At 48.2% G+C, this 20,403-nt stretch carries 15 protein-coding genes and 1 tRNA gene; 6 read left to right on the top strand and 10 right to left on the bottom strand.

What is annotated here, in order from left to right:
- Positions 1-36: 36 nt before the first annotated feature.
- From BRW83_RS03205 to rquA, 6 genes are all read right to left on the bottom strand, one after another.
- Positions 37-708 carry a CoA pyrophosphatase gene (locus BRW83_RS03205; protein ID WP_036603159.1) on the bottom strand — a complete coding sequence of 224 codons (672 nt, stop codon included), beginning with the start codon at positions 706-708 and terminating at the stop codon, positions 37-39.
- A gap of 70 nt (positions 709-778) precedes the next feature.
- A complete protein-coding gene (gene rplS / locus BRW83_RS03200; protein WP_036603162.1) occupies positions 779-1,156 on the bottom strand; it encodes a 50S ribosomal protein L19 in 378 nt (125 codons plus the stop codon).
- Positions 1,157-1,272: 116 nt separating this feature from the next.
- Complete coding sequence (trmD, locus tag BRW83_RS03195; protein ID WP_005881599.1) at positions 1,273-2,037, bottom strand: tRNA (guanosine(37)-N1)-methyltransferase TrmD; 765 nt, start codon at positions 2,035-2,037, stop codon at positions 1,273-1,275.
- Between the two features lie 44 nt (positions 2,038-2,081).
- A complete protein-coding gene (gene rimM / locus BRW83_RS03190; RefSeq protein ID WP_005881601.1) occupies positions 2,082-2,624 on the bottom strand; it encodes a ribosome maturation factor RimM in 543 nt (180 codons plus the stop codon).
- 15 nt (positions 2,625-2,639) lie between these two features.
- Positions 2,640-2,879 (bottom strand): 30S ribosomal protein S16, encoded by a 240-nt coding sequence (gene rpsP, locus BRW83_RS03185; protein WP_005881603.1) that lies wholly within the window; start codon positions 2,877-2,879, stop codon positions 2,640-2,642.
- A 140-nt stretch (positions 2,880-3,019) separates the two neighbouring features.
- Entirely contained in the window at positions 3,020-3,754 is a 735-nt protein-coding gene (gene rquA, locus BRW83_RS03180) for a rhodoquinone biosynthesis methyltransferase RquA (protein ID WP_005881605.1), read from the bottom strand.
- Between the two features lie 294 nt (positions 3,755-4,048).
- Between rquA and BRW83_RS03175 the strand changes: the two genes are divergently transcribed.
- A complete protein-coding gene (locus BRW83_RS03175) occupies positions 4,049-5,272 on the top strand; it encodes an acetate/propionate family kinase (RefSeq protein WP_050757742.1) in 1,224 nt (407 codons plus the stop codon).
- Positions 5,273-5,284: 12 nt separating this feature from the next.
- On the opposite strand, the gene tsaD is transcribed toward BRW83_RS03175, so the two are convergent.
- Positions 5,285-6,310, bottom strand: coding sequence for a tRNA (adenosine(37)-N6)-threonylcarbamoyltransferase complex transferase subunit TsaD (gene tsaD / locus BRW83_RS03170; RefSeq protein ID WP_005881609.1), 1,026 nt, complete (start codon positions 6,308-6,310; stop codon positions 5,285-5,287).
- 86 nt (positions 6,311-6,396) lie between these two features.
- Between tsaD and BRW83_RS03165 the strand changes: the two genes are divergently transcribed.
- Both BRW83_RS03165 and BRW83_RS03160 read left to right on the top strand, forming a co-directional pair.
- Positions 6,397-6,472 (top strand) — tRNA-Lys (locus tag BRW83_RS03165).
- 245 nt (positions 6,473-6,717) lie between these two features.
- The gene (locus BRW83_RS03160) at positions 6,718-7,671 is read left to right on the top strand and encodes a hypothetical protein (RefSeq protein WP_005881611.1); all 954 of its coding nucleotides are present in this window, start codon (positions 6,718-6,720) and stop codon (positions 7,669-7,671) included.
- Positions 7,672-7,768: 97 nt separating this feature from the next.
- Here BRW83_RS03160 and BRW83_RS03155 read toward each other — a convergent pair whose 3' ends face one another.
- From BRW83_RS03155 to BRW83_RS03140, 3 genes are all read right to left on the bottom strand, one after another.
- Entirely contained in the window at positions 7,769-8,710 is a 942-nt protein-coding gene (locus tag BRW83_RS03155; RefSeq protein WP_005881613.1) for an AEC family transporter, read from the bottom strand.
- 90 nt (positions 8,711-8,800) lie between these two features.
- Positions 8,801-10,435, bottom strand: coding sequence for a benzoylformate decarboxylase (gene mdlC, locus BRW83_RS03150; protein ID WP_005881615.1), 1,635 nt, complete (start codon positions 10,433-10,435; stop codon positions 8,801-8,803).
- Between the two features lie 233 nt (positions 10,436-10,668).
- Entirely contained in the window at positions 10,669-16,551 is a 5,883-nt protein-coding gene (locus BRW83_RS03140) for a diguanylate cyclase domain-containing protein (RefSeq protein WP_005881617.1), read from the bottom strand.
- Between the two features lie 178 nt (positions 16,552-16,729).
- Between BRW83_RS03140 and BRW83_RS03135 the strand changes: the two genes are divergently transcribed.
- From BRW83_RS03135 to BRW83_RS03125, 3 genes are all read left to right on the top strand, one after another.
- Positions 16,730-17,368, top strand: coding sequence for a DUF2461 domain-containing protein (locus tag BRW83_RS03135; protein ID WP_050757743.1), 639 nt, complete (start codon positions 16,730-16,732; stop codon positions 17,366-17,368).
- 194 nt (positions 17,369-17,562) lie between these two features.
- Positions 17,563-18,495, top strand: a complete 933-nt coding sequence (locus BRW83_RS03130; RefSeq protein ID WP_005881621.1) for an NAD-dependent epimerase/dehydratase family protein — start codon at positions 17,563-17,565, stop codon at positions 18,493-18,495.
- 160 nt (positions 18,496-18,655) lie between these two features.
- Positions 18,656-20,287 carry an AAA family ATPase gene (locus BRW83_RS03125; RefSeq protein ID WP_005881623.1) on the top strand — a complete coding sequence of 544 codons (1,632 nt, stop codon included), beginning with the start codon at positions 18,656-18,658 and terminating at the stop codon, positions 20,285-20,287.
- The last annotated feature ends 116 nt before the right edge of the window (positions 20,288-20,403 follow it).

The following is a 20,403-nucleotide window of genomic DNA, read 5'->3' as shown; positions in this document are numbered from 1 at the left end:
CGGATAATTGTAGGGGATTGACGTTTTTCGGCACTATTATTTTGCGCTGAGAAAATGGTACAAATTACGCAACATCCCGGCCGTTGCACCCCAGACAACACGGTTTTCATAAGGGATGGTATAAAAAGACCTTTTTCCCGCGCCATTCGGAAACTCTGCCGTTCTCATCTGGTAATTGGTTCCATCCATAAAAAACGGAAAGGGAACTTCGAAAACCTCAGCGACCTCATCCGGATTGGCATGCAGATCGAATGGAGGCGTGACAATGGAAACCACCGGCGTAACCCTGTAACCGCTCCCCGTCCGGTATTCCGGCAGGGTTCCCAAAACACTGACGTGCTGGCGATCGATACCGACCTCTTCTTCCATTTCACGCAAGGCCGTTTCAATACGGGTACTGTCCGTCAAATCGACGCGGCCACCGGGAAAACTGATTTGTCCAGGATGATCGTGCATATGGGCGGCACGCTGCGTCAGCATCAGGGAAAGGCCGTCTTTTCTGTCCACGAGAGGCACCAGTACAGCGGCCGGTATCCATCTGTCACGATGGACGAAAGCCGGTTCCGAATTGATTTCCGGTTTCCAGACAGGAGGATTGGAAAAACGTTTGCGTATCCATTCCGGAGTCAGTTTTTCCGGGTCAATTGCCTCTCCGCTGCCGACAAAATCGACAGGAAGATTTTCTGGTTCAAATCCCAATTTAGCCACGTTTCCTCCTTGCAATGCAAAAAAGGGGGCTCCGAAGATGCCCCCTTACGTAACTGAACTGAAAGCTCAATTATTCAGCGCTTTTTGCGCTCCGGCTAGGCAGTTTTTCTTTAATACGTGCAGACTTGCCAGAACGTTCACGCAGATAAAACAGTTTTGCGCGACGTACATCACCACGACGTTTGACTTCGATGGAAGCGATCAGTGGAGAGTATAACTGGAATGTACGTTCGACACCTTCACCTGAAGAAATCTTGCGGACGATGAAGTTTGAATTCAAACCACGGTTACGACGGGAGATAACCACACCTTCGTAAGCCTGTGCACGTTTACGGTTGCCTTCAACAACCATAACGCTGACAATGACGGTATCGCCTGGTGCGAAGTCAGGGATGCTTTTGCCCAGACGTTCGATTTCTTCTTTTTCTAATTGCTGAATCAGATTCATTTCAACTCCTGATGCCATCGTGCCGGCGTACTGGAACAATTCCTTTTATGTCTGGCGACTGATACCCGGTATAGGATGACGGTTAATAAAAAATGAACACAAGGTTCATCCTGCTACTATACACCATACTGCTTGTTACGACTACTTAAAAACGCTTTATCCTCACGGGAAAGACTTCCCTCAAGATCGGCCTTTTCGATCAGATCCGGCCTTTTCCTTTGCGTCATCAGAAGTGCCTGCTGACGACGCCATTTTTCGATTTCAGCATGATTGCCGCCTGTCAGAATGTCCGGGACCGCAACGCCTTTGTATTCCGGTGGTCTGGTGTAATGCGGACAGTCGAGAATTCCCGAAACAAAACTGTCTTCCACTGCCGACAATTCATCATGCAAAACGCCTGGCAACTGGCGGATAACGGCATCCATCAAAGCCATTGCCGGAATTTCACCGCCGGACAAGACAAAATCGCCCATGCTGATTTCTTCATCGACAAAGCTGTCGATCAGCCTCTGATCAACTGCTTCGTATCTGCCGCACAACAAAATCAGACCCGGCAAATCCTTCAGCTCCATCACCTTCCGATGATCAAGCGGCTTTCCCTGCGGTGAGAGATAAATGACTTTAGTTTCAGTTACTGCCGACTGACGCTGCCGTTCTTTTGCTGCATTGATGGCGTCTTCCAGAGGTTGCACCATCATGACCATACCCGGACCACCGCCATAAGGCCGGTCATCCACGGTTCGATGTCTGTCCTGCGTAAAATCGCGAGGATTCCACAAAGAGAGGGAACATTTTTTTTCTTCAAATGCCCTTCTTGTAATGCCCGAATCCGTCAAAGCGGAAAACATTTCGGGAAACAAGGTGATGATGTCAAATTGCATCACAAACGAATCGAAAATGACTGTTCATAAAACCTGACAGGAAATCAATAATCCAGTTCCCAGTCAACTGTTATTTTTCCGCCTTCCCGGTCAACATCGTCAATAAACTGATCGACAAACGGAATCAGCAATTCCCTGACCTTGTTTTCGGAATCTTCAACAGCCACCTGCAAAACAGGATGAGCCCCATTGTCTATAAGGCCCCTGACCGTTCCCAGCGCGTCGCCGCGAAGATTGAAAACGGAAAGTCCGATCAGATCGACCCAGTAATATTCGTCTTCCGGCAATTCCGGAAAACGGCTGCGGGAAATGCAAATGACAGAACCCCGCAAGGCTTCAGCAGCCTCGCGGTTGTCTATACCGGAAAAATGGGCGACGATTTCATCGCCCTGTCTTCTGGCCTGCATAACCTTGACGTTATGCATGTCAGGCAAATCCAGCCACCAGTCTTTTACTCTCAGCATCGCTTCGGCTTCTGCGGAATAAGGCACAATTTTCGCCCATCCGCGGATGCCATAGGCACCGCTGATATGACCGACCTCAATCAGGTCGGATGGAACCTCGATATGACCGGCCCTGTTTGCCAAATTTAAAGCAGCCGATTATTTGGCCGAGGCAACGAGGCGTGCAACCGTCGGGGACAGTTTTGCACCAACGCCTTGCCAGTAGGCCAGACGGTCTGTTGCAATAGTGATACCTTTTTCGCTTTCAGCTGCGAAAGGATTGTACGTGCCGAGGCGTTCGATGAAACGTCCATCACGACGATTGCGGGAATCGGTTGCGACGATTTGATAAAAAGGGCGTTTTTTTGCGCCACCACGAGCTAAACGAATAACGACCATAAGTCTTCCAAAAAAAAGTTCGAACGGAAAACCTGAGATTATATCCGAATTCCCTTCAACGCAATAGTTAATTTACGACAAGGTGTCGTAAATACTTCATTCAAAACGCTATTGAAAGGCTTGCCTTACCATGACGCCATTCATTTTTTGACAATAACGAGCTTCTGGTAAAGACCACCAAAATACGATTTCATGTTTGTTACAGAATAATTTGCCCCCTTTGGAAAATAATCCGCCAGTTCATGGCGCCACATATCCATCGCAAACGGTTCAAACAGTAAAAATACCAGCCGCTGGTACCATTTCAGGGGATGCCACCAGTTCGGATTGTGAAACTCGACCAGAACGATTTGCCCACCCGGCTTGACGACCCTGAAAGCTTCGGCGAGCGCTTGCCGTCTTTTGTCTTCAGGCAATTCATGCGGCAGGAAAAACATCAGCGCCCTGTCGTAAGATTCATCCGGACAATGCAGATCGGTTGCGTCACACTGGATCAGCCGGATTCTGTCGTCCGGCCGTCTCAATTTCCGGCGGACATTCTCGAGCTGGACATTCAATACATCGATCACATCCAGAGTGCCATCTTTGCCGAGATGGGTTTGCAGGCGCGGTGTCAGTTTCCCGTATGCGCACGAAATCTGCAAGGTCGATCCCGTCATGGGGGAAGGGAATTCTTCCAGGACAGCGTCCACAAGACGGTCGTAATTGCCCAGAAGGATCAGGTTGATGAGCAAGCCATGATCCCAGAAACGGACAGCCAGAGGATGCTCGTACGCCCACCAGTAAATTTTATGGAGATATCCCGGAGTAGCCAGAGGAACAGAAGGCCCCTCGAACTCGACGATATCTTTTTTCAACGGTTCAGTCGGATTCATATTTCACGTCACATGCCACCCTTTTTAGCGGCAGCCTCCATCAATTGTCGGATTCTATCGCATTTATGGTGCGGACTTGTAAATGAAGTTTTTTCTATCCCGAATTTTTTGAATCAGTTCCTGTTTCCTCACAAGAAATCATCTCTGGAAAAACAATAAAGTACGCGTATGAAAAAACCTTTTTCTCGCATATCGCCTGTTTATGAACAAATGACGAAACAAACGGGCTTTTCAATGCCAGAGAAAGTCGCGTTTCATTTAGAATAGTAAAAAAGCACATACAGGAGCGCCCGGATGAGTGAATTGGACACACATGCAAACCAGCGTTTTTTCGCGGTGATTAATGCCGGCTCATCCAGCCTGAAATATTCCCTGTTCGCCGAAACGCATGACAAACGGCTTGAACGCCGCACGGATGGCGGCATTGAAGGCATAGGAAGCGACAAACCTTTTTTTATTGCTTTCGATGATGACAAGTACCAGATTGACGAATACCACTGGGACAAGGCGACATCGCTCGATGAACTGCTGGCATTTCTGATTGAGTGGATCGAGAAATTTCTGGCGCCCGACCATCTCAGTGCCGTTGGTCATCGCATGCTCCACGGCGGGACTCTTTACGACGAACCGATTCTGGTCACACCCGAAGTTCTTGAGAACCTGCGCAAACTCATCCCGCTGGCTCCCCTTCACCAGCCGCGCATTCTGACGGTTATCGACACGCTCGCAGCCCGCTACCCCGGCCTGTGCCAGATCGTTTGCTTCGATACGTCTTTTCACAAGACGAACCCCTATATCGCCAAGCTCTATGGCTTGCCCCAGTCGCTGACGGACAAAGGCCTGTTGCGTTTCGGCTTCCACGGCCTTTCTTTCGAATACGTCAGCATGGAACTGAAACATATCGACATGCACGCCGCCATGGGACGAACCATTATCGCCCATCTTGGAAGTGGTGCAAGCATGTGTGCGATGATCGGCGGAAAAAGCGTCGCCAGCACAATGGGCTTCTCTGCACTCGACGGACTCGTCATGGGAACCCGGTGCGGCCAGCTCGACCCGGGCGTCATTTTGTATCTTCTCCAGCACGAAGGCATGAACGCAAAGGAACTGGAAACGCTGCTCTATCAGGAATCGGGATTGTTGGGGGTTTCGGGTATCAGCAACGATGTCCGTGACCTGATGAAGAGTGACGCACCGTCGGCAAAAACGGCGCTTGAACTCTTCGTCTATCGGGTCGTCAGGGAAACCGGTTCTCTCGCAGCAGCCTGCGGCGGACTGGATTCATTCGTATTCACCGCAGGCATTGGCGAACGTTCGCCGGAAATCCGCGCAGCAGTATGTGAACAGCTCGACTGGCTCGGTCTGGAGCTTGACGAACGGGCAAACCAGCTGGGCGAACTGAAAATCAGCAAGGACACGAGCCCCGTGTCCATCTGGATTCTGCCCACTTATGAAGAACTGATGATTGCGCGACATGGCGCACGCCTTTCGGCAGAATGCGAAGCCCATCAGCCGTAAGACAAGGTACTGTTAAACGGTCAGTTCTTCCAGTGGCCATCTTGGCCGGACAGTGAAAGCGTAATCTTTCTGTGCAGCATCCGGATTCTGCATCAGATGCATGGCACCGGCAAAAGCGATCATCGCACCGTTATCGGTACAGAATTCCAGTTCCGGATAAAAAACCTGACAACGCCGTTTCGCCGCCATGCCATTCAATGCTGCCCGCAGTTGACGATTGGCTCCGACGCCACCGGCCACAACCAGTTGTTTCAGGCCAGTCTGTCGCAATGCCAGGGCACACTTTGCAGCCAGAACCTCGACAATCGCATTGACGAAGGCCCTCGCAATATCGGCTTTGACCTGTTCCGAAGGCGAATCCCCCTGCTTCTTCAGGGTCGTCAATACCGCTGTTTTCAAGCCTGAAAAACTGAAATTCAAATCTTTTGAATGCAACATCGGACGCGGCAAATGAAACACCTCAGGATTTCCTTTTTCCGCCAGAAGTGATATTTCAGGGCCGCCCGGATACGGAAGCCCCAACAGTTTTGCCGATTTGTCGAAAGCTTCACCGGCAGCGTCATCGAGTGTTTCCCCCAACAACTCATAGCGGCCAACACCATCGACGCGCATCAATTGGGTATGGCCACCGGAAACGAGCAGGGCCACAAACGGGAAAACAGGAGGTTTTGAAGCCAGCAGTGGAGAGAGCAAATGTCCCTCCAGATGATGCACTCCGATAAGGGGCTTGTTCAGGGCAAGCCCGAGACTGGACGCAACGGAGCTGCCGACCAGAAGTGCGCCAGCCAGTCCGGGCCCTTTTGTATAGGCAATCGCATTCACGTCCTGTGGCGTCAATAACGCTTTTTCAAACGCCTGTTCAAGAAGCGGGACGATACGACGGATGTGGTCCCGTGAGGCAAGCTCAGGCACCACACCGCCATATTCGGCATGCAATGCAATTTGTGAATAAAGCGCATGCGAGAGCAATCCCTTATCGGTATCGTAAAGCGCAATTCCGGTTTCGTCACATGACGATTCAATGCCCAAAACAATCATAAGAAAAAAATGTGAAAATTTGAATACAATATATTCTACAAGTTCTTGACAGTAACATCTATCGGTCTCTATAATGCATGTCTTTCGGGTCGTTAGCTCAGTTGGTAGAGCAGCGGACTTTTAATCCGTTGGTCGCGTGTTCGAGTCACGCACGGCCTACCAGAAATACTGAAGGGTTACGTTTTTGACGTAACCCTTTTTTGTTTTCCGCGTGTCAGTTATGAGAATAACCCATATATAAGACACGAAAGATATATTTACCCTCCCCAAGACAAATCTGCCGGTACAAATTCGCCAAATGACTGGCAGATGACTGATGCCAATCAAGCGTCATGACTTGCAGCTGGCTGGTAATTTTGGATACAGTACCGGTATGTCCACCAGCCCGCTCCTTTGCATATTGCCAGATGAATGATATTGCCAGAAAACCCTTGTCCGGATTGAGCCTCCATCTGCGTTCCTGGGCTGGCGTTGCCTTGCCTGCCAGAGAACTTCGTGAAAATATGGATTTCGGGGAACGCATTAACCATATCCTCACGATTTCACAGATAGTTCTTTTCTGTCGGCGCCCCCGTTTTTCATTTGATCCGGATTTTTCCGTGGATGGCGAACGTATTTCCGGCAAGCTGCTTTGCCGCGTTGAAGGTAAGATCAGGACAATCCCTTTTTCACTTGTGATTCCGCTCGGCGAAAATGAGAAATCCTTTGTTCTGGCCCCGGCCCCGCATAATGAAATCCATATCGTAGACGGACAAGGCGAACCGGTTGGAAAGCTGTCTGCTCATACCCTCTCGCAACGCCCCGAAATCCTGAAACAGGAACCCTGGGTTAATGATCTGGAAGTGCTGTACGCAGGTAATGTTTACAAGGAAGGAACTCTTTCCGCTTTTGAAAAGGTTCGGAGTAATAAAGCCCTGCAGGAATTGCTGGCTGGAATGCGCAAGGCTCTGCCGGACGATGACATTATCGTTTATGCCTTTGAATATCTTCCCTATGATTTGATTCCGATGCTAGGTGCCCTGATGCCACAAGGCTTGCAAGCACAGGATGCCCGTTTTCTGTCCACAAAGGATCATCCCCTAAATGAATTCCAGAAAACCTGTATGGAACAGGCGGCACTGATCGAGTATTTCCGACCGATATGGAATGCGCCTGATAAACAGGTCAACAACCCTGAATCGGAAAGGGTTTTTCAAAGTTGTGAAATACTGGATTTTTCCGGTGTCGTGATAGAAATTTCGACTGTGCGCAGCCATTTCCGGCTGTATTCCAGAACCGTTCCTCCCATGCATCATCATATGAACATACTGGATCTTTCCGACCCTGTAAAACGGGCCGAATTTTTTGCGATAGCACTTTAACAAAGAAAACGTTTTTCAAAAGCCGGACAACAAACCAACGATGACGTGTTGTTTATCCCTCCGGCTTTTTTCACGCATATACTGCATTAGCCCACGATCAGCCCGTTATCCAGATAAAGCCTCCCATCGTAATCACGGACAGAATGGTACTCCAGAATAGCGTTGATGCCATTTCCTGTTCCGCTGTCTTGTACTCGACGGCAAAAATCACGGCAATCGACGCGGTCGGAATCGCCAGAGTCACCGAAACAAGACCGTTATCCGCTGCTGGCAATCCCAGAAGGAACATGGCACACAATATAATCGCGGGCAAAACGATGTTCTTGGAAAGCACGTTGATAATGACTTCACGGGAAACGCTCACCTTTTGTGCAAACAGAACAGCACCGACAGCAAACAGTGCCACACCTCCGGTCGCCTGTCCCAGCAGCATGAATGAGCCTTTCAAAAATTTCGGCATATCGAGCCCGATAAGCAAAAGGACAAAAGCCAGAATCGGTGCCCACACAACCGGTTGCAAAACAGCATTTTTAATACTTCCAAAAGCAATTTGCAGAGGTGATTTTTTTTCTCCTGCCGTCCCTCCATTGCCTACCAGAAAAACCAGCGCTAGCGGCACCTGAATCAGGTTCATCAGAATACTGCCTGCGGCAATGGCCAGATCGGCGTCAATGGGAAAAAGCACGCCCAGAACCGGAGTTCCCACAAATGGAACGGCAGGCCCGGCAATGGCAATCGCCCGCAATGCCGCCACTTTCGAATCCGATTTGAAGATAAACCGGGAAATAAGGAAGACAAGTATGAATCCCCCTACCATACCGACGGAGATCCACAGAAAAACATCCATGCTTTTCGAAATCTCGGAAAGTGGCGTACTCAATATGCCGGTAAAAAGCAGTAATGGCAAAGCATACAGCATGACCATCCGGTTCAGGACGGACGCCTGATCCTGACTGAAGTCATGCCTCAAACCGGCAAAATAACCCAGCAAAAGGGTCACGACAATCGGCAATAATGCGGTAACAATCGTTTCCAGCATACGAATCCTCCCAACGTGTCAGAAATAGACAGGATCGATGTCAATCTGAAAACACATCGATCCTGTCGCCTGTCATCAAATCGGCAGACTCTACAACAGAGGCGGAACCGTTGGAATGACAGGCACTTCGATCACTGTCGGCACATCGCGGGAAAAGGCTTCGGAACACACTTTGCGAATCGCATCCGGCGTTTCCACTTTTTCGGCAATGCATCCATACCCTTTCGCAAGAGACACGATATCCAGGCCCGGCAAATCCAGTCCGGGCACACCCGGAGAGTTTTCAAGTTCTGCAAAGGATTTCAGAATCGCATATTCACCGTTGCGGGCCACAACAAACAGAATCGGCAACTTGTGCTGTACCGCTGTCCAGAGCCCCTGAATCGAATATTGGAGAGAGCCGTCCCCGATAACAACGACAACAGGGCGGTTTCTGCCACTATCGCGTTCAGCCATCGCAATGCCGATACTGGCAGGCAGGTTCCAGCCAAGACTGCCACTGGCAAAGGTGTAGAATGAATCGGGTTTGTCGATGGGCCAGGCCGTATGCAGCTCTCCAAGGTTGGAAGGAGATTCTTCAACGAGGATAGTATCCTCAGGCGTGGAGGCACGCAGGGTCAGAAATAATTCCAGAGAGGATATCGGGCCATCCGGTTTTTTCTCCGGTGTTTTTGCTGCCGGATACGGTGCCATCCGATGTTCCTGTCTGGCGATGCCGGCTGGAGCGGCCTTGCGTGGTTTCACTCTTGCCAGCAATTCTTCCAGTGCAAGTACCGGATCGCTCAAAAGGCTGTCGCCAACCGGCGCCCGTCCCGCTTCGGCAGGATCGTCCGTAATGTGCAGCAAGCGTAATCCGTCCGGAATGTATTGACCGGCGATATACGGATAATAGCGGAATACCGGCGCGCCAATCACAATGGCAAGATCGTGTCCCTCCAGCTTCTTCGATAACGGAGCGATCGCAAAAGGCAAACCACCAGCGTAAAGCGGATGGGTCTCAGGGAAAGGAGTGCGCTCGGATGCGGGAGCCGCCCAGACTTTGACATTCAGTTTTTCTGCCAGTTTGATACCGGTATCCCAACCTTCTCCACGCGCTATGCCTGAACCATAAATCAGTGCCGGATTTTTTGCGGACGACAATGCATCAGCAAAGGCCGAAATTTCATCCGGATCAGGACCGATTCTTCTCGCGACAGAACGCACTACAGCAGGGCCTGTAGCCGGTTTGTCGCAATCGTCCAGAGGAATCGACAGGAATACAGGGCCGGCCGGTGGTTGCAGCGCCATAGCGTAAGCACGCATGAATGCAGCGGGGAGGTCTTCCGCGCGAACAGGCTGATAACTCCATTTCACCCACGGTCTTGGCAGAATGGTCGGCTCGACATTCATCAGCCAGGGCTCCATCAACAACATTTCACGCGTCTGGTTACCGGCCGTAATAATCAATGGCGTCTTGTTCATCGCGGCGGTCATGATATTGCTCATCGAATTGGACAGTCCTGCGGATGTATGAACGTTTACAAGTGCCGGTTTGCGTGTCGCCTGTGCAAAGCCATCTGCTGCGCCGACGGCAGAAGATTCATGAAGTGTCTGGATATAGCGGAAATCGTTTGGAAAGTCTTTGAGAAAGGTTTCTTCAGTAGAACCGGGATTACCGAATATCGTCGTCAACTCCAGTTCCCGCAACAGATCGAAAGTGACCTCTCGAATTGTTCTGGATGCCATTTTGTCTCCCTGAAATATGAAAAAGGTGACAAAAAGTGTATTTCTTATGCACAGAAGCGATCTTGAGGAATTCGACGAACGAATATCCTTTCAAAATGTTTTACGGGTATTCCTGAAAAAGAACAATACTGAAAATGATCAATGCTGTTTTATGGTTGAATTTGCCAGCAGGAAAGCAAATAAAAAAACTCCTGACATTATCAGAAGCTTTTTAACGATGCCTTATCAGGCATTCAATGCAACAAGTATTGTTGTCTGAAAGCCAGTTCCTCGAATTTACCAATCGGTACCGGCATGGAATAGTAGTATCCCTGCGCGAATGGACAACCGGCATTGAGAAGGAATTCAGCCTGTTCCTGATTTTCGACACCTTCTGCAATGATATTGATATTCAGTGCTTTCGCCAGTGAAATGGTGTGCGCGACGACGGTCTTCCCTCTTGGCGTGACAATCACTTCATTGAAAAATCCGCGATCGAGCTTGATCGTTTCGATTGAAAGGTCTTTCAACATATTCAGCGAGGAATATCCCGCGCCGAAATCGTCCAGTGAAATGCTGAAGCCATCCTGTTGAAGTTTTCGTATTGTCCCGACAAGCAATTCCTCGTTTTCAAAGAAGATACTTTCCGTCAGTTCCAGTTCAAGTAACTCAGGAGGCAAATCATACTTCCTGATCAACTCAAGCAGTTTTTCGTTCAGCTTGTTATCGTGGATATGCATTCGCGAAACATTGACGGAAACTGGAACCGGTTCCAGTCCCATATCGACCCAGCGTTTCAGGCAGATACAGGCCTGTTCCCAGATGTATTCATCCATCTGGATAATGAATCCGTTTTTTTCGAAAAGGGGAACGAAGCGATCCGGTGGAATCAGGCCTTCTTCCGGATGATTCCAGCGAACGAGCCCTTCAGCTCCTATGATTTTCGACGTGGCAATATCGACCTTGGGCTGCAAATACATCAGGAATTCTTTTCTCAGCAAGGCCAGATCCATTTCACTTTCAATTTTCTTTTCCGAAAGGATCTGGTGACGCAAGGTTTCATCGTAAAAAGCGTAAATCGGATAAAAACTGCCTTTTACCGTCTTCAATGCCAGATTCGCCCAGTCGCACAACACATTGATCGGCGTCTGGACATTATCGACCTTGCAAATACCGAAGGATGGAATGATCTTGCTGGCCAGAGGATATTCGGCAAGCCTTGCTGCCACATCCTGTACAAAATGGATGATTTCTTCCCGGGAGTAGGCCACACAGGCACAGAAAATATCGCCACTGATTCTGCCATATGCGGCATTTTCTTTCATCCGGTCGCTCAAAAGACCCGCAATCGTTTTGAGGAGACGGTCGCCCTCTTCAAGACCGTACAGATCGTTGATCACCTTGAAACGATCGATATCCAGACGCACTATATAATACTGGCGTTCCGGATTGTTTCTCATCATTGATGACGCCCTGTCGTAAAAAGCCTGCATGTTATATATGCCAGTCAGGACATCGTATTCGGCCCGGTATTTCAGGGTTTGTACCGAACGGGTTGCGTTATCGACATCATTGATGGTTCCGATATAACGATGAGGCTTGCCATCCTGAGCATACAGGCACGACAAGGTCACCCTGTTCCATGCATAACTGCCATCCCGTTTTTTGTAACGGGCGACCATTTCAACATGGTTCTGTTTCCTTATTCCCTTGAGAAATTGTTCAAAGAGAATCATGTCGTCAGGATGGATGACATGATCGTCACGCCAGATCCACATGATGTCACGATCGTCATAATTGCCGGCAAAACGCTTCGGTATTTCCTGGGAAATATAACGTTCGTTCGTATCGACGACCCATTCGAAAACCAGTGTATTCGTCTGTTCCACAATCGTCTTGTAACGCTCGTCGGCAAAACGCTGCTTTTCCAGAAATGCATTCTGAAGCGCGATTTCTTCCACCTGCTTGCGTGCATCTATATCCATGATGAAAACGAGATACATTTCATCACTGCCCGCATCTCCCGAAAGCGGAAAGACAGTCAGGGAAGCCCAGCGCCAGCTTCCATCCTGCAAAAGTTTTCTGAACTCGGCAATCCGGTAATCCAGTCCTTCACTGAAACTTCGGCGCATATTGTCGATATCGAAAAATTCCAGGAAACGGTTTGCATCCTCAGGATGAATCATGTCCCTTGCGATATTGTGAACGGCACTTGTCAGCTCTCCCGATATGGCCGGTGTCTTATATTTCCCTTCCACATGATACACAATGCGGTAAGAATCAGTGACCACATTGATTTCATACAATTCATCATAAATCTGCCGAAGTGCGTGATCATATTGCTCATTGATGCGTAATTGCTGCTCCTGTTTCTTCTTTTCGGAAATGTCCCGAATGAAACACAAACCTCTGTTCGGAGAACTGTCATAGCTGTTGTATTCCGGAACAATGATGGCAGAGACCCAATACCACTGCCCGTCATATCCCAGACGACGGTAATCGCCATGAATCTCGTTCTTTCCGGAAGCGAACTCCTTGCTCAAATTGTCTCCGACAATCGAGTTTTTGAAAAACGGCCTGTCATCGGGATGGACGAAACGATCGGCAAATTTATCCAGACTGTCTTCTTCCGGAAGCGACATCAAATTCTGGCTGTTGGAATAAGTCAGTTTGCAGGTATTGTTTACCAGATCGACTTCATAAATTTCGTTATATGTATTACGGATCGCCAGATTGAAGCGTTGTGTTTCTATATTGCGCTCTTCTTCGATCTTCTTCTGGGCGGTTATATTTCTTGCCAGCACAAAGGCCGTCACCACATCGTCTTCTTTCAGGAACAGAACACGGCTGAACATCCAGATATATTCGTCGTTGAACAAAATCCTGTACTGGCAAAGATTATCGCCTTCCCCATTCCTGTACAAACGACGAAGTGCATCGATACTGCGAGATTCATTGACCGCTTGCCTGTCGTTTGGATGAACCAGATCGAGGAATCTCGTGAAATCCTCGTCATATTTCCCTTCTTCGAAAGAATCTGTTTTTTCCAGCAGGAAAAACGTTCTGGAATATTGCGCCGTTTCAAGATTGACTTCAGTCGAAATATCGTAAGACAGACGGAAAAGGGCGTTGTATCGCATTTCAAGCCCCCGGACTGTTTTTTCCATCTGTTTCAGGTCAGTCACATCACGCAATAACAAAAGAGCCTTCTGTCCATTACCCTCTACAGGGCGGATAGTCGCGACTACCCATTGGTAGCCACCACCTTCAACCTGTCTTTTCAGATATTCCAGTTCGCTTGCTTCCCCTGCCGCACATAATTTGCGAACCCGATCGAGCTCGTAAAAGTCGAACGTCTTCTGAACATAATCAGGATGCAGCCTGTTCATCCCACGCTGATGAACATAATCCATATAGTTCATCGAATCGGCAATCGGAATCTGGTCACTGTTGTAATACAGCGGTGAAATCAGTCCCTTGTCCAGATTAATATGAAATATCTCCGAATAATTGCTTTGAAGTGCAAGAATGAAATTGTTTTCTTCCTCTTTTCTGCGTGCTTCTTCCAGTTTCTTTTCCGTAATGTCCCAGACATAAAAAAGTATATGTTCCGAGCCATCCTCAAGTTTATGCAAAAAGGCCGTTCGTTCTTTCCAGACAGGAACATCACTCTTTTCCGAAAGCAGTTCATATTCCAGACTGATATTGCCTACTCCCTCGGCAAAGGCTTTTTTCATTTCAGGCAGGCTGAATTTCTCCAGAAAAACCGGACGATGGGACGCCTTGATATGATTTTCACAGATGAATTCGAGAGACTGCTGATAATCCCTCATTTCCGGCATTTCGTAATTGTTGAACTTTTCTGAATTGGCCAGAATTTCATAAGAATCGGCATTCAGATCGATGTCTACAATGTGATCGCAGGTATTGCACAAAGCGGCAATATAGGTCGCTTTTTTCCTTTGCTGCTCCTGCTCTTTTGGCGATGCGGTATGTTCGGAAAACAGAACGATATATGCCCATTCCCGGTTTTCCCACAAAACCCGGGAAGCGGAAACATTCATGCATGGACCGAAAGGCGTATCGAACAGAACTGTACTGAATTGCCCTTTTTCCTTGAGGATTTTTTCAGGGCACGTTTCACATGGATGCAACCGGTTCTTGAAAACCTTGAAACATTTCGTTCCCGGTTTCAGGTCAGGATAGCTTCGTGCAGCGTTGTCGTTGTAATACAGGATATTCCTGTTTTCGTCGACAACATAAATGTAAATGCCATGGATACCATTCAGGATACTGCGTGTGGATGAATAACTGTGATGCAAAAGACTCAGGGACTGCTGTTGCCTGATACTTTCGCCGATCAGTTTCGACATCAGAATCAGTGCATCGATTTCCTGCTGTGTCCAGATACGTTTCCTGTTTCTTTCTTCAAAGCTGATATAACCAATGATTTTTCCATCCTGCACGATATTGCATTGAAGATGGGAAATAACGGGGTCGCCTTTGAAAAACGCCTTTTCCTGCTGCGTCAGAAGTGTGGTATCGCTGCAGTAATAAATCCCGTTGGCATCCTGTGCAACCGGCAAATGTATTTCATCTGGCGAAAAGTTCTGGTATAGCTCCTTGTTAAGCCATTCCTTATGAGCAGCCCATTCATGCGTGACACTCAAGGTCATCAGATCAAGCGATTTTTCCACCACCCGGATCTTGCCGATATTGAATGCATTTCCGATGAATTCCAGTACTTTTTCAATACCCTGCCGGATGTCCGGCGTGCTGAACAGGATATCGATAATATCGACCAGTATGCCTTCACGAGCGGCACCGATTGTCATTGAAGCGGCATTTCGTACAGGTGTATCTTCAGAATTCAGTTCCTGTCCGTAAAAAACACTCTGGTTTCTGCCATTTGCCTTTGCGTTATACAAGGCAACGTCCGCCTGCCGGTAAAGCTCATTATATGTGTTGGCCTGTTCGGTGTTCGAAATGCCAATACTGATGGTAATGGTGTAATTCTGCTGATGATTTTCAAACATCTGCTCGACCGATTCGCATAAAGCTTTGGCTTTTTCATATACGAATACAGTATCTTTCACGTCCTGCATATAGACGATGAATTCATCGCCTCCGACTCTGCCGATAAAATCATTTTCCCGGAAAGTTCTTCTTAACTGCCGTGCGATCTGCATAATGACTTCGTCACCGGCCAAATGTCCCAGTGTGTCGTTCACGTTTTTGAACAGGTCGATATCGATCATCATCAACACGCCAATACTGTCGGATGTGGCTGTCGCGATCGCCGTTTTGACGGACTCTTCCGTCGTCGACTTGTTCAGAAGTCCGGTCATGGAATCGACGCGGGATTTATCGAACAATTGCAATTGCTCTTTCTTTTGCCTGTCGATGTCGCGGATAATGCCCAAAGCCTTGACTGGCTCACCTTTTTCCCCGTTTATCTGCATGCAGTACAGGGAAAACCATTTGTATTCATTGCTGACGGTATCCACACGTGACTGGCTGGTTTCACCCGATGAGGAGAGCATGTCAATGAACTGGTTACGGAATACATTCGTCAGGCTGTCGATGAATTCGTTACCGGAAAGTCTCTCACGGAAGCGTTCAATCACCGGATTACTGCCGAAAACCGTTTTGTACTTGTCGGCAAACCAAACTGTATCGGTAGCGAAATCGTATTCAAAACTGATGTCTTCCGACAGACCGGTAAGAATATCCAGCTTTTGTTTCTCGAATGCGATCAGTTGCTTCAATTCCAGAATTTCCGTCTGATCGGAAAACACAAGTTGGTAAACGGCAAAACGGTTTTCATGAAGAGGCTCTTCAACCCTGACGGCGGTTACATGAAAAGGACGATGGTTTTCCTCTTTTCTCAATAAAACACGGTTACACTGGGATGAAACAGGACTGGATGATATAGACTCGCAAAGCCGGGAAGATGAATCGTCATCAAGCAAATCGGTCAGGGCATATTTCTCTCTGGAAATAGCATCAGCGGAAATGCCAAAACCGATGCAAAATGCATCGTTGGCATTTATTAACGTCAATTTCGAATCTGCAACAATCGTCGCAACTCCATCAAATAGATTCGAAATGAAACTATTTTCAGACGTACGGCTCATTTTGGAAGACTTGGCGTCTCGATCGAAAACCTCTCTGCGAACAGGTCGGGTCAGTTATTGAAATAAAATTACTTTTTGGCAATGATTAGTCATCTTATCCCTTTTTTGAATAATTTGTTCCCCGATTGCAATTTTTTCCTTAAACACTGTGTTAAATATGCCAATCACTGAAAACACATTGAACTTTCTCATTGAAAACAGGCAAGAGAACAGCAAAGACTGGTTTCATGAAAACAGACCAGCCTACACAAGCGATGTTCTCGAACCTTTGACAGAACTGGTGGAAGCGCTCACTCCAGTCATGCTGGATATCGATCCTCATTTCGAAACAAATCCCAGAGTGGACAAAACCATTTCACGGATTTACAGGGATACTCGTTTTTCCCGAGACAAGTCGCTTTATCGTGACGTGATGTGGTGCGGTTTCCAGCGTCCGAAAATCGGCAAGGAAAGCCATCCCGGATTTTTCCTGGAATTTTCACCTTATCGTTTTCGCTATGGTTGCGGCTTTTATCAGGCCAGCACGGAAAAAATGCGTGCCATTCGTGAAAAAATTCTTGACGACAGTCTTTCATTCCTGCATGCCCAGTCCGCGTTCACGAACCAGTCTGTTTTTGAAATGGAAGGAGAAACATTCAAAAAAATCCATTATCGTGACCAGCCGTTAGAGAAACAAAACTGGCTTGAACGCCGCAATATCTTTTTCGTACACAACAGCGTCGATTTTCCATGGCTCTTTGCAGAGGATCTGGCATCGAAACTGGGCGAAAACTTTACATTGCTCAAACCGGTTTACGACTTTCTTTTAACAGCCTGAACAAGTACCCGGATGCCGGGAAAAGTCTTGTGACAGGATAATACGATTAACAGAAAAACCAGAGGCTTTCAAACGGCCTGATTCTTCCTTTAAAATGGGAAGTTAATGCCGTTAAAGATATTTGCGTCTGCACACGTCCCGATTGAAAACATCATTTGATACGGCACTTTATAAAGTCGACAAAAAGGAAAACCATGAAGATTCTCGTTACCGGCGGCTGCGGAAATATGGGTCCGCACATCATTCGCAAACTGGTCGAAGCAGGAAATGCCATTCGTGTTCTGGACAAGGACAAGGACGGTCTCGCGCAATTTGCCAATGCCGGAATGGAAACCTGTTGCGGCGATCTGGCCGACAAGGCATTTGTGGAATCTGCCATTGATGGCAGCATCGACGCCATTATTCATCTTGCATGGAGCTTTTCCGACAATCTTCCCGACCTGCTCGATATCGACGTGAAAGGCTATCAGTATCTTCTGGATGCTGCCATCGCAAACGGTGTCGAATACGTCGTCAATACGACAACAGCCGTATCCTACGGAAAACCGCTTTCCAACCCGGTCGTAGAAAGTCAGGCCCATCTGGTCGAACAATCCAGAAATCCGGTTTACGCGCTCGCAAAACTGATGACGGAAGAACTCACGAAAATCTATGCTTTCCAGCATGGCCTGAAAGTCAATAATCTCATGGTCTGGTATGCCTACGGCGATGTCATCGGCGGCAGGAACATTCGTGCCATGATTCGTGACGCAATTGAAAAGGGAAGCATTGACGTTCCGGCAAAAAGCGGTGGCAGTTTCCTGCAACTCGATGATTTCGTTTCTTTTATACAGGCGCTTTTTTCAAGCGACGTAAAAGGCGAACTTTTCAACACGGCAAGTATCTATCTGACATGGGAAGATGTGGCACAACTGATTATCGACCTCGCCAATCCAAAAGCGAAAGTCAATGCCATTGATGCAGCCGATTGGGGTGGAAGCGCCTTTTTGACGGACGACTGGCCCCTGTCTATTGAAAAAGCGGAAAAAATGCTGAATTTCAGAACCAATTTGTCGAGAGACGAAGCCATTGCCAACTTGTCAGGCGCCCTGAAAATTTCCGTTGACAAAGTCCGGTCCCAACTTTAATTTTGACAATGCCGACATCCCGATGTTTCATTCCGATCCATCGGGTTTCAATCGTGATAAGATAGAAACTTTAATTGTCTGAAGATGGTTGTACCCATCATCTTTGCAGAACATTTTCCATTCCAAAACAAAGCCCATCACTGTATTCTTAGGAGTGAGCATGGAATTCGAGCTTTCCGTAACGCAGGTGAACAATCTTCTTGCCAGGGTTGGCGATGAAACGCCCCTGGCAAAACGCCTGTCTGCGCATGGCCTGACCAATGGCAGAATCCTGATTCCCGACGGCGTTTTCGATCAGACGGCGCTGGATGAACTCTGGAAACTGGCTGAAAAAGACAATGATCGCGCCCTCATTTTTCAATTGATCGCATTGAAAAATGTACGGGAAGCTCCGGGACATGATCTTGTCGTGGCGCAACTGGAAAATCTCGTTCCGGCGCTGGTGGCTTATTTCAGCGCCAACGCAATCGACGGGTGGATTTACCGCCGCAATAAAGATGGTGTCCTTTTGCCCTGGCTGATTGATGGCATCGAATATGTCCAGCCACGGGAAGGTCGTCCCTTTGTTAGCGTCCAGCTGCTTGCCAATACCGTCTGGGCCGCCACACGGAGCAGTGACAATGCACCCGACCAATGGCGTAGCGGGATGACAAACAGCATCCTGTTTTACCAGCGTGAAATGGGCGGAATGCCGATTCCCGACCTGCTGGCCAGAAAAGGATTTTACAAGGAATGTCCCGAATTCAAGGCTGAATACGAACTGCAATCAGAACGTTTCCGGACTTTCCAGCCTTTTTACGGAAAACAGTTTCTGGCACGCAATTCCTGTTTTCTTATACATAATGAAAACAAGGTCAATTACAATCTCGAACTGTTGCGGATTTTGCCGGGAACGACAGTCAAATGCGTCAATGACGAGGAAATGCTGGAACGTCGCATCGAAACCAATTCGGATCGTCGCAGTTGTTTCGACAATGACTTCAACAAGATTCCACTCCATTGCTATCTGTATATGTTTCATCTGGAACTGCACCAGAATATATGGGTGCACGTCCAGAATCTGGAAGAATATCAGTACAAGCCCGAATTGCGGACGAAACTGGTCCTTCCACCGGAACACCGGACACTGATCGATATCCTGACCTCGCATAACGATGTTTTGATGGACGATATTATCGAAGGGAAGTCCGGAGGAACGACTATTCTGTGTATGGGCGCAGCCGGACTCGGCAAGACCCTGACGGCAGAAGTGTATTCCGAAGTCGTCGGCAAACCGCTTTACCGTGTTCATTCCGGTCAATTGGGAACGTCTGCTGTCAGCGTGGAAGCAGCTCTTTCCGATATTTTGCGTCGTGCCGCCCGTTGGGATGCCATCCTGCTTCTGGACGAAGCCGACGTTTATATCCGCAGGCGCGATAATGATTTGCAGCATAACGCGATTGTCGCCGAATTTCTGAGGACACTGGAATATTTCGACGGTCTCCTGTTCATGACGACCAACCGGGTCGATGACGTCGACGATGCCATTCTGTCGCGGTGCATCGCCGTTATCCGCTACGAAACGCCGTCACGTGAAGATGCCGTCAAGCTCTGGAAATCCTTGTCCAGCCAGTTCCAGGTCGAACTATCCGACGACCTGATTGAAAAGCTGGTACGTGATTTCCCGAATTCCAGCGGTCGTGACATCAAGGAACTGCTCAAGCTGACGAGTCGCCTTTGCATCAGTACAGAATCACCGGTTACACTGGAAGCTTTCCATCAGTGCGCCGTATTCAGGGGAAGAAAACAATAAGCGGGCAACCAAGCAAAAAAGGCGAATGATTCGCCTTTTTTGCCCCTGTTTCTTCCTGATTCAAAACGCATTTCGCAATGCTAGAATATATCCTTTAACCATTCTTTCTTCCTCAC

The organism is Oxalobacter formigenes (assembly GCF_002127965.1).
Taxonomy (GTDB): Bacteria; Pseudomonadota; Gammaproteobacteria; order Burkholderiales; family Burkholderiaceae_D; genus Oxalobacter; species Oxalobacter formigenes.
This window is presented reverse-complemented; position numbering and strand designations above follow the sequence as displayed.

Excerpts from the sequence above, each read along its gene's own strand:
- tsaD (WP_005881609.1), bottom strand. The coding sequence starts at position 6,310 with ATGATTGTTTTGGGCATTGAATCGTCATGTGACGAAACCGGAATTGCG.
- rplS (WP_036603162.1), bottom strand. The coding sequence starts at position 1,156 with ATGAATCTGATTCAGCAATTAGAAAAAGAAGAAATCGAACGTCTGGGC.
- BRW83_RS03140 (WP_005881617.1), bottom strand. The coding sequence starts at position 16,551 with ATGAGCCGTACGTCTGAAAATAGTTTCATTTCGAATCTATTTGATGGA.
- rpsP (WP_005881603.1), bottom strand. The coding sequence starts at position 2,879 with ATGGTCGTTATTCGTTTAGCTCGTGGTGGCGCAAAAAAACGCCCTTTT.
- rquA (WP_005881605.1), bottom strand. The coding sequence starts at position 3,754 with ATGAATCCGACTGAACCGTTGAAAAAAGATATCGTCGAGTTCGAGGGG.
- BRW83_RS03130 (WP_005881621.1), top strand. The coding sequence starts at position 17,563 with ATGAAGATTCTCGTTACCGGCGGCTGCGGAAATATGGGTCCGCACATC.
- BRW83_RS03175 (WP_050757742.1), top strand. The coding sequence starts at position 4,049 with ATGAGTGAATTGGACACACATGCAAACCAGCGTTTTTTCGCGGTGATT.
- BRW83_RS03125 (WP_005881623.1), top strand. The coding sequence starts at position 18,656 with ATGGAATTCGAGCTTTCCGTAACGCAGGTGAACAATCTTCTTGCCAGG.
- BRW83_RS03155 (WP_005881613.1), bottom strand. The coding sequence starts at position 8,710 with ATGCTGGAAACGATTGTTACCGCATTATTGCCGATTGTCGTGACCCTT.
- mdlC (WP_005881615.1), bottom strand. The coding sequence starts at position 10,435 with ATGGCATCCAGAACAATTCGAGAGGTCACTTTCGATCTGTTGCGGGAA.
- BRW83_RS03160 (WP_005881611.1), top strand. The coding sequence starts at position 6,718 with ATGAATGATATTGCCAGAAAACCCTTGTCCGGATTGAGCCTCCATCTG.
- trmD (WP_005881599.1), bottom strand. The coding sequence starts at position 2,037 with ATGCAATTTGACATCATCACCTTGTTTCCCGAAATGTTTTCCGCTTTG.